Raw genomic sequence first — 16447 nt, 5'->3', positions numbered from 1 at the left:
GCTACCGGAAGAGCACGGCGAGCACGGTGCGCGAGGCCACGAAGGCCAGCGCGCCGAGCACCGCCACCAGCACCACGGTGACGGCCAGGGCGCGATAGGGGCGCGGGTACATCACCGCGCGCAGCTCGTCGGTGAGGGCGAGGTCGGCGTCCGACGCGTCGGAGCGAGGCGGCAGGGGCTTCGGGGGCGTCATGGCTCAGTCCTGCTCCATCTGGTTCTCGACGAGCGCGCGGTAGCGTCCGCCCGGAATGGCCACCAGCTCGTCGTGGGTGCCCTCCTCCACCACGCGGCCCTTGTGGAGGACGACAATCTTGTCCGCGCGGCGCACGGTGGACAGGCGGTGCGCCACCACCACCAGCGTGCGGCCCGCGGCCTCGCGCTGGAGGGCCTCCGTAATCGCTCGCTCCAGCTCCGCGTCCAGGTGGCTGGTGGCCTCGTCGAGGAAGAGCACGCGCGGGTCGCGGTAGATGGCGCGGGCGAGCTGGAGGCGCTGCTCCTCGCCGCCGGACAGCCGGATGCCGGACTCGCCAATCTTCGTCTTCAGCCCGTTGGGCAGCTCCAGCAACGAGTCCAGGCACGCGGTGCGCGCGGCGTACTCCACGCGCTCCAGGTCCGGGGCGTCATCGCCGAGCGCGATGTTCTCCATGAGCGTGCCGTCGAAGATGTCCGTCTTCTGGAACACGAAGGACACCGAGCGGCGCAGGGCCGTGGGGTCGAAGGACTCGATGGGCCGGCCGTCGTAGAGCACGCGGCCCTGCTCCGCGCGATAGAGGCCGTAGAGCACCTGGGTGAGCGTCGTCTTGCCCGCGCCCGAGCGGCCGACAATCGCCGTCATCTTCCCGGCGGGAATCGTGAAGCTCACGTCGTCCAGTACGGCCGGGTCATTGGGCGAGCCGTAGCGGAAGGTGACGTGCTCGAGCTTCAGCTCCGGCGCCTGGGTGAGCGCGCCCGTGACGGGCACGGTGTCGTCGCGGAGCTCGGGCTCGGCGTCGTAGACGATGTCCACGCGGCGCAGGGAGATGAACACGTCCTGCAGCTGGTGGATGAACATGACCAGGTTCTGCATCGGCGCCAGCGCCATGCCGAGGATGGAGAGCGTGGCCACCATCTGCCCCAGCGTGAGCTGGCCGGCGAGCACCAACTGCGCCTCGTAGACGAGGATGCCCACGTACACGCCCTGGTTGACGAGCTGCGCGCCGGAGAAGTGGAGCGTGTCGTGCAGCCAGATGCGGCGCGCGGCATCCACCTCGCGCGCCTGAATCTTCTCCCAGCGGGCACGGGCCTGGCGCTCGGCGCCGCACGCCTTGAGCGTCTGGATGCCGCCGAGCATCTGCAGCTCCAGGCGGGTGGCGTCCGCGTCCGCGGTGAAGCGCATCTGGTCCAGCACCGTGCGCCGGGGCATGAGCAGCAGCGTCCACACCGTGTAGACCGCCGCACCCGCGAAGAAGATGCCGAAGACGGTGGCGTCGTACAGGAAGAGCATCACGCCGTAGCCCACCAACATCACCAGGTCGAGCAGCACGGAGACGGACGCGCCCTGGAGGACGCGGCGGATGCGCTTGTGGTCCTCGATGCGCTGGCGGAGGTCGCCCCGGTGGCGCCGCGCGAAGAAGGACACGGGCAGGGACAACAGGCGCTTCCAGAACTGAGCCAGGAGCAGCGCCGAGTAGCCGCTGGACAGGAGGAAGAGCCCCGCGCCGCGCGCCGCCGAGACGAGCACCTGCGCGACGACGAGCACGGCCAGCCCCACGCCCACCGCGGGGAGCAGCGCGACGTTCCGTCCACCCACCGCCTTGTCCACGAGCCCCTGGATGAGGAAGGGCTGCGCGAGCGCGAGCGCCTGGAGGAGCACCGTGGTGAGCAGCACCTGGAGGAGCAGGAGGCGGTAGTGCCAGAGGCCTCGGAGGAAGCGCCGCATGCTCCCGAGGCGGCGAGGTCTGTCCGGCGTGTTGGGGACTTCCAGCGGGCGGAAGATGGCGTCGGTGGGCTCGAGCGACAGGAGGATGCCGTTCCAGAACTCTCCGAGCCGCGCGCGGGGGATGCGGCGCAGGCCCAGCGCGGGGTCGCCGATGAGGGCCTCCTTCGGCGTGAGCCTGTAGAGGACGACGAAGTGGTTCTCCTCCCAGGAGAGGATGCAGGGCAGCATCGCCTGGCCTTCCTCGTCGTCGAGGTCGGAGAAGTCCTCCACGCCGAAGGCGCGGGCGTTGTACCCGAGCTTCTGCGCGGTGGTGAGCAGGTCCGCCATGGACGTGCCGGAGGTCTGCACGAAGGCCAGTTCCTTCAGCGCGGACAGCTCGTGCCGGGCACCGTGGTACGCGGCAATCATCTCCAGGCAGGTGGGGCCACAGTCGGCCTTCTCGAGCTGGCGACGGAGGGGATACGGCTGGAGGGCGACGGCGAGCCGGGAGCGGGGCACGGTCAGTTCGGTATCACGGGAAGGGTGGCACTCAATAGAACGATACGGGCCGAGCCCCGCATCGTGGCAACGCGGCCCGCGGCCCGCTCGTGAAGCGTGCGCCTGCTCCGCTGCCTGGTTCCTTCCCAAGGCTGCTCTGGGGAGCGGTGACTCACGCGAATCGAGCGCGGAGTGCCGACCCGCTGCCCCCATGGCAGCTACGGCGCCGGAGGCGGCGCAGGTGTCACCGAAGCTCCGGGCGCCAGCGGCGCCGCCGGCTTCGTCGCAGGCGCTGCCGTCTGACCAGCCGTCACCGGAGCCCCGGGCGCCAACGCAGCCGCCGGCTTCGGCGCAGGCACTGCGACCGGCTGCCGGGCCACGGGCTTCTCTTCCTTCTGCGGCTCGCCAATCTGCTCCAGGTCCTCGCGGTTGTTCAGCGAGAACCGCACCAGCGCGCGGAGGATGCGGTTGCGCTTCACGTTGCCCAGCACCTCGCGCAAGTCCTCGTACACCGTCGGGTCGCTGATGAGCCCGCCCACCGTGCCGTCACCCTTCGCCACCGTCTCCGTAATCGTCTTCAAATTGGCCGCCGCGCTCCCCAGGTCCGCGAACATCCCGCGCGCGTCGCCGTACACCAACTGGTGCACCGCCCCGTTCGGACTCTTCTTCGCGTCCTCGATGAGCCCCGCGAGCTGACCCGCCGCCTCACCCAACTCGCTCAGCGCCTTCACGCCCTCGTCGCCGTAGATGAGCTGGTGCGCCGTGCCGTCACCCGAGCGAACCTCGCGCAGGAGCGCCTCCACGTGCCCCACCGCGCCGTCCATCCGCTGCGCCGCCTGCGATGCATTCGCCAGGAGCGTCTTCACCTCGCGCCCCGCGCTCTTGTCGTAGATGAGCGCGTGCAGCACGCCGTCGCCCTTCTCCACCTCCTCCAGCACCGCCCGCAGCGACGCCATGCCCCGCGCCACATCCTTCGCCAGCGTCGGGTCCGCATACGCCTCGGCCGCCGTGCGCAGCGACTTGCTCAAAGCAATGGTGTTCTCCATCACCTGCCCCGCCCCGTTCAGCAGCGCGGAGATGTCCCCACCCGCCGAGGACTTCAGCACCCCGCCCGACTCCACCAGCGCCGCGTTGGGACTGCCCAGCGAGATGTCCACCGCCTTGTCCCCCAGCACGCCCATGCTGGAGAGCTGCGCCACCGAGTCCTCCCGCACGCGGTCCGTGTACTTCCGCGACACCTGGAAGTGCACCTCCAGCCGGGGGTCATTCGGGTCCGGTGAGAAGGTAATCGCCGTCACCTTTCCCACCTTCAGGCCGCCGAGCCACACCGGCGACTCCTCGCCCAACCCCTGCACGTTGGTGAAGTACGCCCGGTACGTGGCCTGCCGCTCGAAGAGGCGCGACTCCTGGCCGATGAAGAACACCACCACGCCCGCCACCGCCAGGCCCATGGCCACGAAGAGCCCCGCGCGCAGCGCCAGCCGGCGCTCGCCCGAGGCGGAAGGAAACAGGCTCATGACGCGCCTCCAGGGACGAGCTCCGCGCGGCGCGCATCGAGGAAGGCACGGACCTCCGGCACCTTCGAGTGCCGGACCTCGTCCTTCGTGCCCACCTGCACGATGCGACGGTTGGCCAGCATCGCCAGCCGGTCTCCCACCGTGAAGGCACTCACCATGTCATGCGTCACGACGATGGAGGTGCAGCCGAGCTTCGTCTTCATCGAGTTGATCAATTCATTGATGGACTGCGTCGTGACGGGGTCCAGTCCCGTGGTGGGCTCGTCCCACAGGATGACCTCCGCGTCCGTGGCGATGGCTCGCGCCAGCCCCACGCGCTTCTTCATGCCGCCCGACAAATCCGACGGCATCAGGTGCTCCGTGTTCGGCAGATTCACCAGCGCCAGCTTCTCCGCCACGCGCTGACGGACTTCGTCCTCGGACATCTCCGGGAAGTGCTCCCGCAGCGGGTACGCCACGTTCTCGCCCACCGTCAGCGAGTCGAACAGCGCCGCCCCCTGGAACACCATGGCCACGTGCCGCCGCACCCGGATGAACTCCTCCTCCGAGAACCGCGTCAAATCACTCCCCTGGAAAAAGATGCGCCCCGAGTCCGGCCGCAACAGACCGATGAGGCACTTGAGCAGCACGCTCTTGCCCGTGCCCGAGCCGCCCATCACCACCAGCGTCTCGCCCGCGCGCACGTCCAGCTCCACGTCGTCGTAGACGCGCTTGGGGCCGAACGACTTGGTGAGGTGCTCGAAGTGGATGAGCTGCTCACCCGGCGTGGGCTTGTGGAACTCGAAGGTGTCAGGCTCCTGGCGGCGGGCGAGTCGCATGGGGGCCTCAGAAGTACAGCGTCACTTTGGTGATGAAGAAGTCCGCCAGGCACACGGCGACGGACGTCACCGCCACCGTCTGCGTGGTGGCGCGGCCCACGCCCTCCGTGCCGCCCTCCACGGTGAGCCCCTTGAAGCAGCCCACCAGCCCGATGATGACGCCGAACACCCCGCCCTTGAACACGCCGGAGACGAAGTCCTCCAGCAATACGGCATCCAGCGCGCCCTGGAAGAACTGGTCCAGCGGCAGCGCGTACTGCAACCGCACCACCAGCGCGCCGGCAACCAGCCCGATGACGTCCGCGAAGATGGTGAGCACCGGCATCACCAGCATGCACGCCAGCACGCGCGGCACCACCAGCTTGCGCAGCGGGTCCGCGCCCAGCGCGCGGATGGCGTCCACCTGCTCCGTCACCGTCATGGCGCCCAATTCCGCCGCCATGCCGCTGCCGATGCGCGCGCCCACGGTGAGCGCGGTGAGCACCGGCGCCAGCTCGCGGAAGAGCGTGAGGACGACCACGCGCCCCACCGTGTACTGCACGCCGAAGCGCGCCAGGAAGTAACCGAATTGCAATGAGATGACGAGCCCGGCGAACGTCGCGGTGAGCAGGGCAATCGGCAGCGAGCGCACCCCGAGCGACTCGGTGTGGTAGACGAGCGCGCTCAGGTTGTAGGGCGGGCGCACCGCGCGGCTGAAGACCTGGCCCGTCATCAGCGCCAGGGTGCCCAGCGACGCGAGGCGCACCTTCGTGCGCGCCACCACGCCGAGCTGCTCCTCCGGCAGCGCCGCGGCGCCGGCTTCCACCTGGGGCTTCATCCGTGGCGCTCCGACTCGAAGCCGGCCAGCACCGTGTCGAAGTCCGCCATCCGCTCCTCCGCCATTCCCGGCGGGGCCACGTAGGAGAAGTCGAACACGCAGTTGTCCTTCTTCAGCACCACCAGCTCCAGCTGCACCGGCACGCCGTCCATCTTCGCGAGATAACGGCTGCGCAGGGCCTCGCGCTCGGCCAGGGGGACGAGCTTCGAGGACAGCTCCTGCCGCTCCGTGAAGCCGGCGAGCAGGTGGCGGGTGAGCACCGGCAGGGGCGGGTCGTCATGCCCCTCGCACGTGGCGTTGATGGAGATGGCGCGGCCCGAGCCCTCCTCCGAGAAGGCCAGGTCATTGCCCTCCAGCCAAACGCGGTGCCACGCCTCCGGCAGCTTGCCCACGCGGTAGCGTACTGCGGGCTTGGTGAGCACCGAGTCTTCAAAGCTCACGCGGTGGCAACCCGCCAGGGGTGCGACCCATCCGAGCAACAGCATCCACCGCATGGCACCGTTCTTCGTGACCCTCTCCCGGCCCTGTGCGCGATGAGTCATGCGTCACGAAAGGCCTCCCTGCAAGGTTTTCCGTGCGGGCAAACGTCTACTGTCACACCTCGTCCGCCACGTCGTGACAGCGCCGACGCGGTACCTTCCCGCTTTCCCGCCTTCCTGTGAGCCATCGGCTCGGGGCGGGCTGATGCTTCCGGGGAGGGACTTCCGGGGACGGCGCCGCGCATTCCCGTGCCGCGCCTCCACGGTGGGCGCCGGGAAGAGACGCCGCATTCCCGCGCCCGTGGCGTCCGCCCGGCCCTCAGTCAATCACGGCATCCGTCCGTCCGTGGGGAGTCCCCCGCATCCGCGCGGGTTCGCATCTTCCCTTCAGCCACCCGGAACGAGATTGCGGAGGCATGCGAGGGGCCGGTCCGCTCCCCGCCCTCTCCCTCCTGGAGGGTTCCGGGCAAGGAGGACAACGATGGATGGCGGACTCGCGGTATTCGGATTTGGGCTCTTCCTCCTCGGAATCGCCAACCTCTACGCGCGCACGTCCTACTGGATGGCGTGGGTGGTGCTGGCGCTCTCGCTGGTGTCCATGGGACTGGCCTTCAGCGAGTCGAAGCGGCTGCGCGAGGTGTCGCTGGGCATGTCCCTGGTGCTGCTGCTGCTGAGCGGCGTGGCGCTGGCCACGGGCGCGCCCTGGTGGCTGTCGCTGGCCGCGTTCCTCTTCGCGGTGGCGTACGGCGTGCTCTGGGCGGAGTTCCGCTACGCCTTCTTCGAGCACATCAGCCCCGAAGAGGCCAAGGCCCACGCCCACAGCCGGCGCTTCCACGTGCACTGGCCCTGGCACCGGCGGCGCACGGTGCCGTGAGGCTTCAGGCCTCGGCCGTGCTTGGGCCCTCGGAGGTTTCGGGGGCCTCGGATGCCTCAGGGCCCTTCGGGGCCGCGGGGGCTTCGGAAGTCTCGGGTGCTCCGAGAGCCTCGGGTGCATCAGGAGCCGCGAGGGCCGCGGGTGCTTCGGTGGCTTCAGGCGCCTCGGGTGATGAGCCTCGCATCTCCACCCGCCCGGCGTGGACGGAGAGCCAGAGTGTGTCCCCCGCCGCGGCGCCTCGCACCAGCGAGCCGTCCGTGGTGGTGAGGAACACCTGCGCGCCGCTCTTCGCCAGGTAGTTCATCAGGTACGCGTTGCGCTCCGGGTCCAGCTCGCTCGACACATCGTCGAGCAGCAGCAGCGGCAGGAAGCCCATCGCGGCTTCGAGGTTCTCGATTTCGGCAATCTTCCAGCCGAGAACCAGCGCGCGCTGCTGCCCCTGGCTCGCGTACGCGCGCGCACTGCGCCCGCCCAGCGTCACCGACACGTCGTCCGAGTGCGGCCCCACCGAGGTGAAGCCCCGGTCCAAGTCCCGCCGCAGGCGCTCGTTCAGGGCTTCTCGAAGCGCGGACGCGAGCGCGGCCTCGTCCGCCGTCGGGAAGTCGCCGCCCAGGTGCGCGGGGTGGTAGCCGTACGTCGCCGGGTCCACGGTGCGGCCGATGGAGGCGAACGTGGCTTGCGCTCGCGGAGCCAGCTCCGCCATCAGCGCGCGCCTCCTCGCGTAGATGCGCGCGCCCGCCTTGGCCAGCGTCTCATCGTAGGCCTCCAGGTAGGCGGCCTCCACGGCGTGGCCCTCGCGCAACAGGCGGTTGCGATTCTTCAGCGCTCGCGCGTACTCGCGGCTCTCGCGCAGGAAGGCCGGGAAGCGGTTGAACACCGCGCGGTCCAGGAAGGTGCGGCGCGAGTCCGGCCCGCCCTTGATGACCTCGAGGTCATCCGGAGTGAAGGCCACCACCGAGACGCCACCGAAGTACTCCTCCAGGCTGGCCGCCTTCTTCCCGTCCACGAAGGCCTGGCGCGTGCCACCGCCCACCTCGACGGAGATTTCGCGCTCCGCTCCCTTGAGGAGGAAGCGGCCCGTCACACGGGCGCCCTGCGAGCCCCAGCGGACGAGCTCCGACAGGCGGCCCGCGCGCAGCGGCTTGAGGGTGGCCAGGAAATAGAGCGCCTCCAGCAGGTTCGTCTTGCCCTGCCCGTTCTGCCCCACGGCAATCGTGGCGTGGGCGCTGGGCGCAAGCTGCACCTGGGGGAGGTTTCGGAAGTCCTGGACTTGGAGCGCGAGGAGGCGCACGGCCCCCTCCGTATAACCTTCCCGGCGCCCCAGCGGGGACCAATCTCGCCACCCTGGCGAACTGGTAGACGGCGCCTGTCCGGGTGAAGAGGAGGAGGGCTTGCGTACCGGCCTCGCGCGCGAGGCGCCATCCACGACGGAATCCCCCGGACAGGCTGGCCCGCGCGTCAGCGGACCTCTTCGATGACGGGCTCCATCAGCACCTCGGATTTGATGCTCTGGGCGATGAAGCAATACTTGTGGGCCTTCTCGAACATCTCCTTCACCTTCGCCGCGTCCGTCCCCGGAGCGACGCGGATGGTGGGCGCGAGGCGAATCTTCGTCACGCGCGTCACCTTCTCCACCGTGTCGAGCGTCACCGCCACGTGGTCCTCGTAGGCGCGCACGTCCAGGCGCACCTTCTTCGCCAGCGCCAGGAAGGTGAGCATGTGGCACGTCGCCAGCGAGGCCCCGAGCAGGTCCTCCGGATTCCAACGAGAGTCGTTGCCGGCATAGTCCGACGAAGCACTCACCGCGATGTCCTGCTTGCCCGCGGTGCTGGCCACCGCGTCGCGGGAGAACTCCGAGGCGGTGGAGCCCTCCCAGCGAAGCTGCAACGGATACTCGTGCAAGACCTACCTCCAAGATGTGAATGAGACGTCCCGAGCAGCTTATGCCGCGCCGCGGGCGTTACACGTCACTCCTTCGAGGGAGGCGAATCAGGAACCAGCGGACTGGAGCGCCACGGGCGGAGCCTCCGCCGGCTGGAGCGGCAGCTCCACGATGAAGGTGGCGCCCTCGCCGGGCTGGCTCTCCACGCGGATGGTGCCACCCATGGCCTCCACCAGCGTGCGCACCACGTAGAGCCCCAGGCCCAGGCCGCCGTAGTGCCGCTCGGACACGGCGCGCTCGAACTTCTGGAAGATGCGCGCGTGCGCGGCCTCGTCGATGCCGATGCCCTCGTCGCGCACCCACAGCCGCGCGCGTCCGTCGGCCTCTTCCACGTGGACGTGCACGGGCCGGCCCTGGCCGTACTTGAGCGCGTTGGACAGGAGATTGGACACCACCTGCTCCATGCGCAGCCGGTCCCAGCTCCCCACGCACGGAGGCGAGGGCCGCAAGTCCAGCTCGCATCCCACTCGCTCCGCCTCGGGGACGAAGCGCGCCACCATCTCCTGCACCAGCGCCGAGATGTCCACGGGCTCGCGATGGATGCGCAGCCGCCCGGTGCTGATGCGCGACACGTCCAGCAGCCCGTCGATGAGCTCCGCCAGTCGCGACACCTGCCGCTTCATCGCCGCCACCTCGCGGCCGTACCGCCGCGACAGCCCCGAGTCCGGGTCCGCGTCAATGGCTCGCGCCAGCGCATGGAGCCTCAAGCCCAGCGACGTCAGCGGCGTCTTCAACTCATGGCTCGCAACGGAGAGGAACTCGTCGCGCGCGCGGATGGCGTCCTGGAGGTGCTTCTCCACCGTCTTCAGGCGGGTGATGTCCTGGAAGGGCATCACCACCGTGGCGGGATGCCCGTGCATGGCGGGCAACGCCTCCGAGGAGATGCTGAGCACGAACTCGCCCGACGGCGTGTGCCAGATGACCTCCATCTCCTCCAGCTTCTCGCCCCGGGCCGCGCGCGAGGTGGGCATCTCCTCCTTGTCGAGTCGGCGCCCCTTCAAGTCAGTGATGTGGAACACGGCCGAGTACTCCGCCGCGGGCACGTCCTTGGGAATGGAGCCGCCGTGCAGCCGGTCCGCCGCCGCGTTGGAGGAGGTGAGCTCGCCGCTGCGCGGGTCCACCATCACCACTGGCATGGGCATCAGGTCGAGCACCGCCTCCAGCCACATCTGCTGGCTCTCCACCGCCTGCCGCGCCAGCACCTGCTCCGTCACCTCGAAGGCGAACGTGACGAGCCCGTCCACCCGGCCCCGCTCGTCGCGGAGCGGCTCGTAGATGATGTTCCAGAACTTCGTCTCGACGCGCCCCGTGCCCGCGTAGTCCACGGACACGGGCAGCTCGTTGGCGATGGCCCGCTCACCCGTCTCCATGACACCACGATGGAGGGCCAGCACGTCGGGCGACAAGTCCGGGAGGACCTCCGTCAGCGTGTGGCCAATCATCTCGCGGCCGCCCATGAGCCGCCGCTGGAGCGGGTTGACGAACTCGTAGCGGAGCTCGGCGCCGCGAAGGACGCTGATGGCCACGGGGGCCTGGGTGAAGAGCTGGTGCAGCTTGTTGCGCTCCGCCTGCTCCGCCTCGCGCGCCGTCAGCTCCGCCGTGACGTCCTTGTAGGCGATGGCGATGTGCGTGACTTCGCCGCCGCTGGGCGCCAGCGGGAAGCAGTGGCAGGAGATGGCGATGCGGTTGGCATCCTCCACATGGATGTGCTCCAGCTCGCGCACGTCGTACCAGAAGATGGGCGTCTGCACCGTCTCGCCCGCGAAGGCGCGGCGGATGTACGCGAGCAACCCGAGCTGCTCCAGCAGCTCGTCGCGGAAGAGGTCGTACTCGGGCGGCGGCTCCGCGCCGAACATCTTCCGATACGCGGGATTGATGAGCAGACAGTGACCGTCCGCGCCAAAGATGGAGTACGACACCGGCGAGTGCGTGAAGAGCCCTTCCAGCAGCGCGAGCGGGTCGGGCACGGAGGCGAGCTGCTCCCGCAACGGACGCGTGCCGGAGGACACACGCGGGGAACGCCCCGCGCCGGCCCTGCTCCGCCGCTTCTGTCCCCGACCGTCGCGCGTCTTCGCCACTCACTACGGCCTACCAGAGCGAGTGCCCCCCTGCCCAGTCCGGGTAACCCGCGACACGGGCGCCAGCCCTCTGCTCGCAGGCTCCCGGAACAGGCTGCCCTCGGCATGTAGACGCACAGAGTCACAACGCCGTGCGTCGCGAGCGCAGTGTTACGGCGTGGCTGTCGGCCAGGGGTGCGCATGACAGGATGCGCGGCCCATGGCAGAGCCACTGAAAGTCTTCTTCAACGCCCGCCTCGTCGAGCGGCTCGCGAGCGCGCTGCACGCGGCCCACCCGTCCTTCCCCCGCGAGTCCTTCGTGCGCGAGGCCACCTCCGGACTGGAGGGGCACGAATTGCTCGGGCGCGCGCGGCATCTCTCGCAGGCGATGCACCGTGCGCTGCCGAAGGAGTACCCGAGCGCGGTGGACGTGCTGGTGCGCTCGCTGGGGCCTGAGCTGGAGCAGACGGAAGGCTCGGGCATGGACGTGTTCTTCTACCTGCCGCACGTGCTGTACGTGGCCGAGCACGGACTGGAGCACTTCGAGGAGTCCATGCGCGCGCAGTACGCGCTCACCCGGCGCTTCACCGCGGAGTTCTCCATCCGCGCATACCTGGAGCGCCACCCGGAGAAGACGCTGACCCGGCTGCGCGAGTGGGCAACGGATGGGAACGTGCACGTGCGCAGGCTCGTATCGGAGGGCACGCGGCCTCGGCTGCCGTGGGCACCGCGCCTGCGCGCGTTCCAGCAGGACCCTCGCCCCGTGCTGGCGCTGCTGGAATTGCTGAAGGACGACCCGGAGCTGTACGTGCGCCGCTCGGTGGCGAACAACCTCAACGACATCGGCAAGGACCACCCGGACGTGCTGGTGCGGGTGGCGAAGGCGTGGATGAAGGACGCGCCTCCGGAGCGCGAGTGGCTCGTGCGCCACGCGCTGCGCTCGGCCATCAAGCGCGGAGAGCCGGAGGCGTTGGAGGTGCTCGGCGCGCGCAAGCCGACCGGCATCGAGGTGCGTGCGACGGCGCTGCCGAAGCGCGCGGCGGTGGGCGGCTCGGTGGACGTGCGCTTCGAGGTGGCCAACCGCTCCCGGAAGACGCAGGCGCTCGTGGTGGACCTCGCGGTGTACTTCCAGAAGGCGAGCGGCGAGGCACGGCCCAAGGTCTTCAAGGTGCGCGCGCTCACGCTGGAGCCCGGCGCGGTGGAGGAGGTAGGCAAGCGCGTCTCCTTCGCGCAGCTCACCACGCGCAAGCACTACCCCGGCCCGCACCGCTTCGAGGCCGTGGTGAATGGCATGGGCCTGCCGCTGGGCACGGTGGACGTCAGGGGGTGAAGCCTCCGCGTGCATTCGGGCTTTCGCGCGAGCACCCGCGTGGTTACAAGCAGTGGCACGGATGCACGCCCAGGTCGTCAGGCTCGAGCAGGGAGACATCGGTCCACGCATCGCACTGAAGACACCGGGCGGCATCGTCTGGGTCTACTGGCGCGGCGACCCGCCCACGAAGGGACAATTCACCGACGTGGAGCTCGCCGTCACCCGCGTGCTCACCTGGGGCGAGGAATTGGAGCCCGTCTCCGAGGCCGAAGCCCGTGAGCCCACGCTGGGTGTGCTCGACGGAGTGCTCGAGGCGGCGGACGCGGAGGGCACGGTGACGCTGCGCGTGGGCCCCTGGCCGGTGATTCTCTCCGCGAGGGGCACCCCGCCCGCGCCCGGCACCCGCGTGCGCTTGCGCAACTGCGAGATTGCCGCGTACCCGGCGCACCTCTAGCCGGGCCCGATGCCCCGCGGCCTCAGCGCGGGCCGAACGTCTTCACCATCTTGTTGTAGACGCCCATCACCAGGAGCGGCGTCACCCACAGGCCCACGAAGCGGGCCGTGCGCTCACGGCCGGCGAGCTCCAGGCCGAGCGACACCGCCATCGAGCAGAAGCTGGCGAAGAGGAACACGTGCGACGGCACCTTGGCCGTCTGCTGCTCCAGCAGGCGGGTGAACGAGTCCTCGATGTGCTCGGCGCGCACCACCGGGGGCGCCACGTACTCCTTCTCCGAAGCCTCGCTCGCCGGATTGACGTCCATCCCCATGCTCCCCTCCTTGGCGGGCAGGCGGCCCGCGTCGGCACTCCTCCGTTCCGGACCCGGCGGCACCATGCAGCCGGGCGGAGCGGTCCCCATCATGGTGGGGCCGAGCATGGGAAAGGGCGAGATGGCGAGCGAGTCGACCGACATCGAGAGCAACCAGGCAGCCGACCTCCTGCTCCCCGAGCATGGCGCGGGGCCGCTGCTCCAGCGCGACTACTGGGCGGTCATCAAGGAGTGCCCGCATCCGCCGTCCACCGTCATCGACTGGGTGGAGCGCCGCTTCGCGGAGTTCGCCCCCGCGGAGCTGTGTGTCTTCCAGCACGTGGATGAATCACGCCAGGGCGAGCCGCTGCAGGTGGGTGACGAGCTGACGGTGAAGATTCAAGGCGCCGGTACCTTCGGCGTGCGCGTCATCCACAAGAACGCGCAGAGCTTCACGCTCGCCACCCTGCCCGGCCACCCGGAGGCGGGCCGAATCACCTTCGGGGCGTACCGCAACGAGCACGGCGACGTCATCTTCCACATCCGCAGCCGGGCGCGTTCCGGCTCGGCGTTCCACTACGTGGGGTTCGTCACGGCGGGTGAGGCCATGCAGACCAACACCTGGACGGAGTTCGTGCTGCGCGCGGCCGTCACCGCCGGAGAGGGCGTGGTGGGCGTCATCCACGCGGACACCACGCAACTGGACGAAGAGCCGGACGGCGCGGACCCGGAGAAGGACCCGACGTTCATCGCGAAGGGAGACGAGGACCATGATTGAGTGGCGGTGGCTCTCCGGTTGGACGGAGGCGGAGCTGGTGCCCCGGCTCGACGAGGCCCGCTCGTTGGGCCGCAACTACGCTGCCGGCGCCGGGGAGATGACGCTGGAGGCGGGCTGGAGTCAGGTGCACTCGGTGGGCCTGCTGGGCCACGAGCCGCCCGGCCAACCGCAACCCGATGGCATCTTCGAGCGTGCGCGGAAGGTGCTGGAGACGTTCGACTTCTCGGACCCGCGCATCGTCCGCTGGCACTTCTCCGCCGACGAGCCGCTGCGCGGCCGCACCGTGCTGCTGGAGATTAAGTCGCTGAATCAGAAGCTGCGCTACCTGTGCGCGGTGCGCGTGGGCGGCACGCGGCTGGAGTACGGCGAGAAGTGCAGCATCTACGGCTTCAGCTTCGAGACGCTGGAAGGCCACATCGAGGCGGGGCGCGAGTGGTTCCTGCTGAAGAAGGACCACCCGACGGGCGAGGTGAAGTTCCACATCGAGGCGGCATGGCACCCGGGCGAGTTCCCCAACTGGTGGAGCCGCCTGGGCTTCTCACTGGTAGGGCGCCGGTACCAGCGCGCGTGGCACCGGCTGACGCACGTGCGCCTGCGCGAGCTGACGCGGCGGCGCCCGGACCTGGTGGGGCAGCCGGCGGAGTCGGGACGGATTGAACACTCGGGACACGAGCTGGAGCTGGGGCCCGTGCAGTTCTTCGCGCAGATAGCACCCGGGCGGAAGAAGACGCAGATGGACGAGGAGGTAGAAGCCGTGCATCGAGGACAATGGTTGACGCCCCTGGGGCTGGGTGTGCTGGCGGGGATGCGGAGCATGAGCGCGCCCACGCTGGTGAGCCGCCGGCTGGCGCAGGCGAAGGGGCCTCACAAGGACCCGTTGACGGAGGCACTGTCGAAGCCCTGGGTGCCGAAGGTGCTGGGCGTGCTCGCGGCGGGAGAGCTGGTGGCGGACAAGCTGCCGAAGACGCCCGCGCGCGTGAAGCTGGTGCCGCTGGCGGGCCGGGTGGTGGCGGGCGCGCTGGCCGCGGCCTCGTCGGTGGCGGGACAGAAGCGCGGCGTGGTGGCGCTGGCGGGCGTGCTCGGCGGCGTGGCGGCGGTGGCGTCGAGCTGGGCGTTCTATTCGCTGCGCAAGGTGGCCACGAAGCGCTTCAAGGTGCCGAGCGTGGCGGCGGCGTTCACCGAGGATGCACTGGTGGCGGCGCTGGCTTCTCGACTGATGCCGGTGGTGGAAGCGCGCGCGGAGTGAGCGCTGCCCCCGCGTCCTGGCGGGAGCTCGCCGTGTGAGTGGCGCGCCTCGCACGGCGGAGGCCTACTTCGAGGCGGCGTTGCGCGCGGCATGGACCAGCGCGGCCAGGTCCTTCACGTCCGCGCCCACGTCCGCCGCCGGAGGCCGTGCGCGGTCCGGTGAGAACAGGCGCGCGGGTGTCTGGGATTGGCCGCGCAGAAGGATGAACAGCCGCAGCGCGTCCCGCAGTCGCTCCACGTCCGGGCCCTCTTCGCGCCGGGCCCGCTGCGCCGCGGTCCACAAGCGCACCCACGCGGCCTCTTCATCCCACGCGCCCTGGGGTCGCTCGCGGGACAGCGCCGCCAGCTCCGCGGCCAGCTCGAACAGGGCCGCGCGTCCCTCACCGAAGGCCGCGCACGCTTCGAGCTTCGCGTCGCGGCCTCTTCCGAGGGTTGGAGCCTCGTGAGGCTCACGTGCGGCACCGGGGCCTGAGCCCTCACGCGCTTCAGCCGCCACTCCGTCACGCGTCTCGGAAGCCCCGCCTTCACGAGCCGCCAGCCACACGAGCAGCTCCGGCACCTCCGCGTCGCCAGGCACCACCGGCGCCAGCCGCGCCTCCAGCAGCGCGCGCAGCCGGGCCTTCCCGACACCCAACCAGAAGGCCGCGTGCAGCAGCAACTCCGGCCCGCTGCGAGGCACCTGCAATGGCGCCCGTGACGCGCGCTTCTCCAGGAACTCCTTCACGCGGCCACTGGTGTCGAAGTGCTCCAGCCGCTGCCACAGCGCGGCCAGCGCCGTCTCCGCCAGCGGCAGCGCGCGCCGCAACTCATCCGCCTCCGCCACGGTGAAGGGCAGCGGCCCCTCCGGCGCGGGACGCTTGAACACGCGCTCGAACACCTCGGCCGCGGCGCACACGGCGCGCAGCTCCGGCAGGTTGCGTGGCAGCAGCTCCACCGCCCGGGCCCACGTGCGCCGGCCCAGGAGCGGCCCCGCCTCCAGCACCACCTCTTCCAGCTTCAGCAGCGCCTCGCCGAGCGTGGCCGGGCGCTCGTCCCCGGGCAGCCGCCGCAGGGCCAGGTGCCACACGGCCTCGCGCAGCCGCTCCACCTCGGCCATCAACTTCACGGGCGCGGCATGGGCCGGCCAGCCTTCCGCGGCGGCACGGCGCTTCAGCGCGGCGAGCGCGGCGTCCACTTCGGGCTGACTCTGGGCCACCTCGCGCAGCAGCTCGAACTGGGCGCGCACGCGGTCCTTCCAGAAGAAGGCATCCAGCATGCTCCGCAGGGCGCGGTAGCGAAGCCGCGTGGCCTCCAGGAGGTCCGCACGGTCCTCCAGCCGAGCCCGCAGGTTGTCCGGGTGGGTGGCCACACCCTCACTATACGAAGGTGCCCGGCGGCCGGCAGGCTCCCCGCCCCGGAGGCCCCGCACGAGTGAACGGAGCACACACCCCTGCGTTGGCCCGAAGGCGCCACGTGGGCGCCCATGCG

The 16447-nt window shown here is 70.2% G+C and carries 15 protein-coding genes and 1 pseudogene; 5 read left to right on the top strand and 11 right to left on the bottom strand.

What is annotated here, in order from left to right:
- Position 1 precedes the first annotated feature (1 nt).
- From ACVTJA_RS02090 to ACVTJA_RS02065, 6 genes are all read right to left on the bottom strand, one after another.
- On the bottom strand, positions 2-193 hold the full coding sequence (locus tag ACVTJA_RS02090; RefSeq protein ID WP_465833325.1) for a hypothetical protein: 192 nt from the start codon (positions 191-193) through the stop codon (positions 2-4).
- Positions 194-196: 3 nt separating this feature from the next.
- A complete protein-coding gene (locus ACVTJA_RS02085) occupies positions 197-2416 on the bottom strand; it encodes a peptidase domain-containing ABC transporter (RefSeq protein ID WP_465833324.1) in 2220 nt (739 codons plus the stop codon).
- A 197-nt stretch (positions 2417-2613) separates the two neighbouring features.
- Positions 2614-3912 (bottom strand): MlaD family protein, encoded by a 1299-nt coding sequence (locus ACVTJA_RS02080; RefSeq protein ID WP_465833322.1) that lies wholly within the window; start codon positions 3910-3912, stop codon positions 2614-2616.
- The gene (locus tag ACVTJA_RS02075; protein WP_465833321.1) at positions 3909-4730 is read right to left on the bottom strand and encodes an ABC transporter ATP-binding protein; all 822 of its coding nucleotides are present in this window, start codon (positions 4728-4730) and stop codon (positions 3909-3911) included. The genes ACVTJA_RS02080 and ACVTJA_RS02075 overlap by 4 nt, the downstream gene beginning before the upstream one ends.
- Positions 4731-4737: 7 nt before the next feature.
- A complete protein-coding gene (locus ACVTJA_RS02070) occupies positions 4738-5547 on the bottom strand; it encodes an MlaE family ABC transporter permease (protein ID WP_465833319.1) in 810 nt (269 codons plus the stop codon).
- Positions 5544-6041 (bottom strand): hypothetical protein, encoded by a 498-nt coding sequence (locus ACVTJA_RS02065; RefSeq protein WP_465833318.1) that lies wholly within the window; start codon positions 6039-6041, stop codon positions 5544-5546. Before ACVTJA_RS02065 ends, ACVTJA_RS02070 begins: the two co-directional genes overlap by 4 nt.
- A gap of 466 nt (positions 6042-6507) precedes the next feature.
- Between ACVTJA_RS02065 and ACVTJA_RS02060 the strand changes: the two genes are divergently transcribed.
- Entirely contained in the window at positions 6508-6900 is a 393-nt protein-coding gene (locus tag ACVTJA_RS02060) for a hypothetical protein (RefSeq protein ID WP_465833317.1), read from the top strand.
- A gap of 157 nt (positions 6901-7057) precedes the next feature.
- Here the strand turns inward: ACVTJA_RS02060 and recF are convergent.
- From recF to ACVTJA_RS02045, 3 genes and pseudogenes are all read right to left on the bottom strand, one after another.
- Positions 7058-8191: pseudogene (gene recF / locus ACVTJA_RS02055) on the bottom strand (DNA replication/repair protein RecF); the annotation flags it as partial.
- Positions 8192-8358: 167 nt separating this feature from the next.
- Positions 8359-8802: an OsmC family protein gene (locus tag ACVTJA_RS02050; protein WP_465833315.1), complete on the bottom strand. Its 444-nt coding sequence runs from the start codon at positions 8800-8802 to the stop codon at positions 8359-8361.
- 87 nt (positions 8803-8889) lie between these two features.
- Positions 8890-10809, bottom strand: coding sequence for a sensor histidine kinase (locus ACVTJA_RS02045; protein ID WP_465833314.1), 1920 nt, complete (start codon positions 10807-10809; stop codon positions 8890-8892).
- Positions 10810-11119: 310 nt separating this feature from the next.
- On the opposite strand from ACVTJA_RS02045, the gene ACVTJA_RS02040 reads away from it, so the two are divergent.
- Both ACVTJA_RS02040 and ACVTJA_RS02035 read left to right on the top strand, forming a co-directional pair.
- Positions 11120-12229 carry a DNA alkylation repair protein gene (locus ACVTJA_RS02040; RefSeq protein WP_465833312.1) on the top strand — a complete coding sequence of 370 codons (1110 nt, stop codon included), beginning with the start codon at positions 11120-11122 and terminating at the stop codon, positions 12227-12229.
- Positions 12230-12290: 61 nt separating this feature from the next.
- On the top strand, positions 12291-12665 hold the full coding sequence (locus ACVTJA_RS02035) for a hypothetical protein (protein ID WP_465833310.1): 375 nt from the start codon (positions 12291-12293) through the stop codon (positions 12663-12665).
- Between the two features lie 22 nt (positions 12666-12687).
- On the opposite strand, the gene ACVTJA_RS02030 is transcribed toward ACVTJA_RS02035, so the two are convergent.
- A complete protein-coding gene (locus tag ACVTJA_RS02030) occupies positions 12688-12978 on the bottom strand; it encodes a hypothetical protein (RefSeq protein ID WP_465833308.1) in 291 nt (96 codons plus the stop codon).
- 106 nt (positions 12979-13084) lie between these two features.
- On the opposite strand from ACVTJA_RS02030, the gene ACVTJA_RS02025 reads away from it, so the two are divergent.
- Together ACVTJA_RS02025 and ACVTJA_RS02020 are read left to right on the top strand one after the other, a co-directional pair.
- Positions 13085-13735 (top strand): DUF1990 family protein, encoded by a 651-nt coding sequence (locus ACVTJA_RS02025; RefSeq protein WP_465833306.1) that lies wholly within the window; start codon positions 13085-13087, stop codon positions 13733-13735.
- Complete coding sequence (locus tag ACVTJA_RS02020; protein ID WP_465833304.1) at positions 13728-14981, top strand: DUF1990 family protein; 1254 nt, start codon at positions 13728-13730, stop codon at positions 14979-14981. Before ACVTJA_RS02025 ends, ACVTJA_RS02020 begins: the two co-directional genes overlap by 8 nt.
- A gap of 63 nt (positions 14982-15044) precedes the next feature.
- Here ACVTJA_RS02020 and ACVTJA_RS02015 read toward each other — a convergent pair whose 3' ends face one another.
- Entirely contained in the window at positions 15045-16328 is a 1284-nt protein-coding gene (locus ACVTJA_RS02015; protein WP_465833302.1) for a hypothetical protein, read from the bottom strand.
- Positions 16329-16447 lie beyond the last annotated feature (119 nt).

Source organism: Pyxidicoccus sp. M6, from assembly GCF_055568925.1.
This window is presented reverse-complemented; position numbering and strand designations above follow the sequence as displayed.

Excerpts from the sequence above, each read along its gene's own strand:
- ACVTJA_RS02090 (WP_465833325.1), bottom strand. The coding sequence starts at position 193 with ATGACGCCCCCGAAGCCCCTGCCGCCTCGCTCCGACGCGTCGGACGCC.
- ACVTJA_RS02080 (WP_465833322.1), bottom strand. The coding sequence starts at position 3,912 with ATGAGCCTGTTTCCTTCCGCCTCGGGCGAGCGCCGGCTGGCGCTGCGC.
- ACVTJA_RS02075 (WP_465833321.1), bottom strand. The coding sequence starts at position 4,730 with ATGCGACTCGCCCGCCGCCAGGAGCCTGACACCTTCGAGTTCCACAAG.
- ACVTJA_RS02070 (WP_465833319.1), bottom strand. The coding sequence starts at position 5,547 with ATGAAGCCCCAGGTGGAAGCCGGCGCCGCGGCGCTGCCGGAGGAGCAG.
- ACVTJA_RS02065 (WP_465833318.1), bottom strand. The coding sequence starts at position 6,041 with ATGCGGTGGATGCTGTTGCTCGGATGGGTCGCACCCCTGGCGGGTTGC.
- ACVTJA_RS02060 (WP_465833317.1), top strand. The coding sequence starts at position 6,508 with ATGGATGGCGGACTCGCGGTATTCGGATTTGGGCTCTTCCTCCTCGGA.
- ACVTJA_RS02040 (WP_465833312.1), top strand. The coding sequence starts at position 11,120 with ATGGCAGAGCCACTGAAAGTCTTCTTCAACGCCCGCCTCGTCGAGCGG.
- ACVTJA_RS02035 (WP_465833310.1), top strand. The coding sequence starts at position 12,291 with ATGCACGCCCAGGTCGTCAGGCTCGAGCAGGGAGACATCGGTCCACGC.
- ACVTJA_RS02030 (WP_465833308.1), bottom strand. The coding sequence starts at position 12,978 with ATGGGGATGGACGTCAATCCGGCGAGCGAGGCTTCGGAGAAGGAGTAC.
- ACVTJA_RS02025 (WP_465833306.1), top strand. The coding sequence starts at position 13,085 with ATGGGAAAGGGCGAGATGGCGAGCGAGTCGACCGACATCGAGAGCAAC.
- ACVTJA_RS02020 (WP_465833304.1), top strand. The coding sequence starts at position 13,728 with ATGATTGAGTGGCGGTGGCTCTCCGGTTGGACGGAGGCGGAGCTGGTG.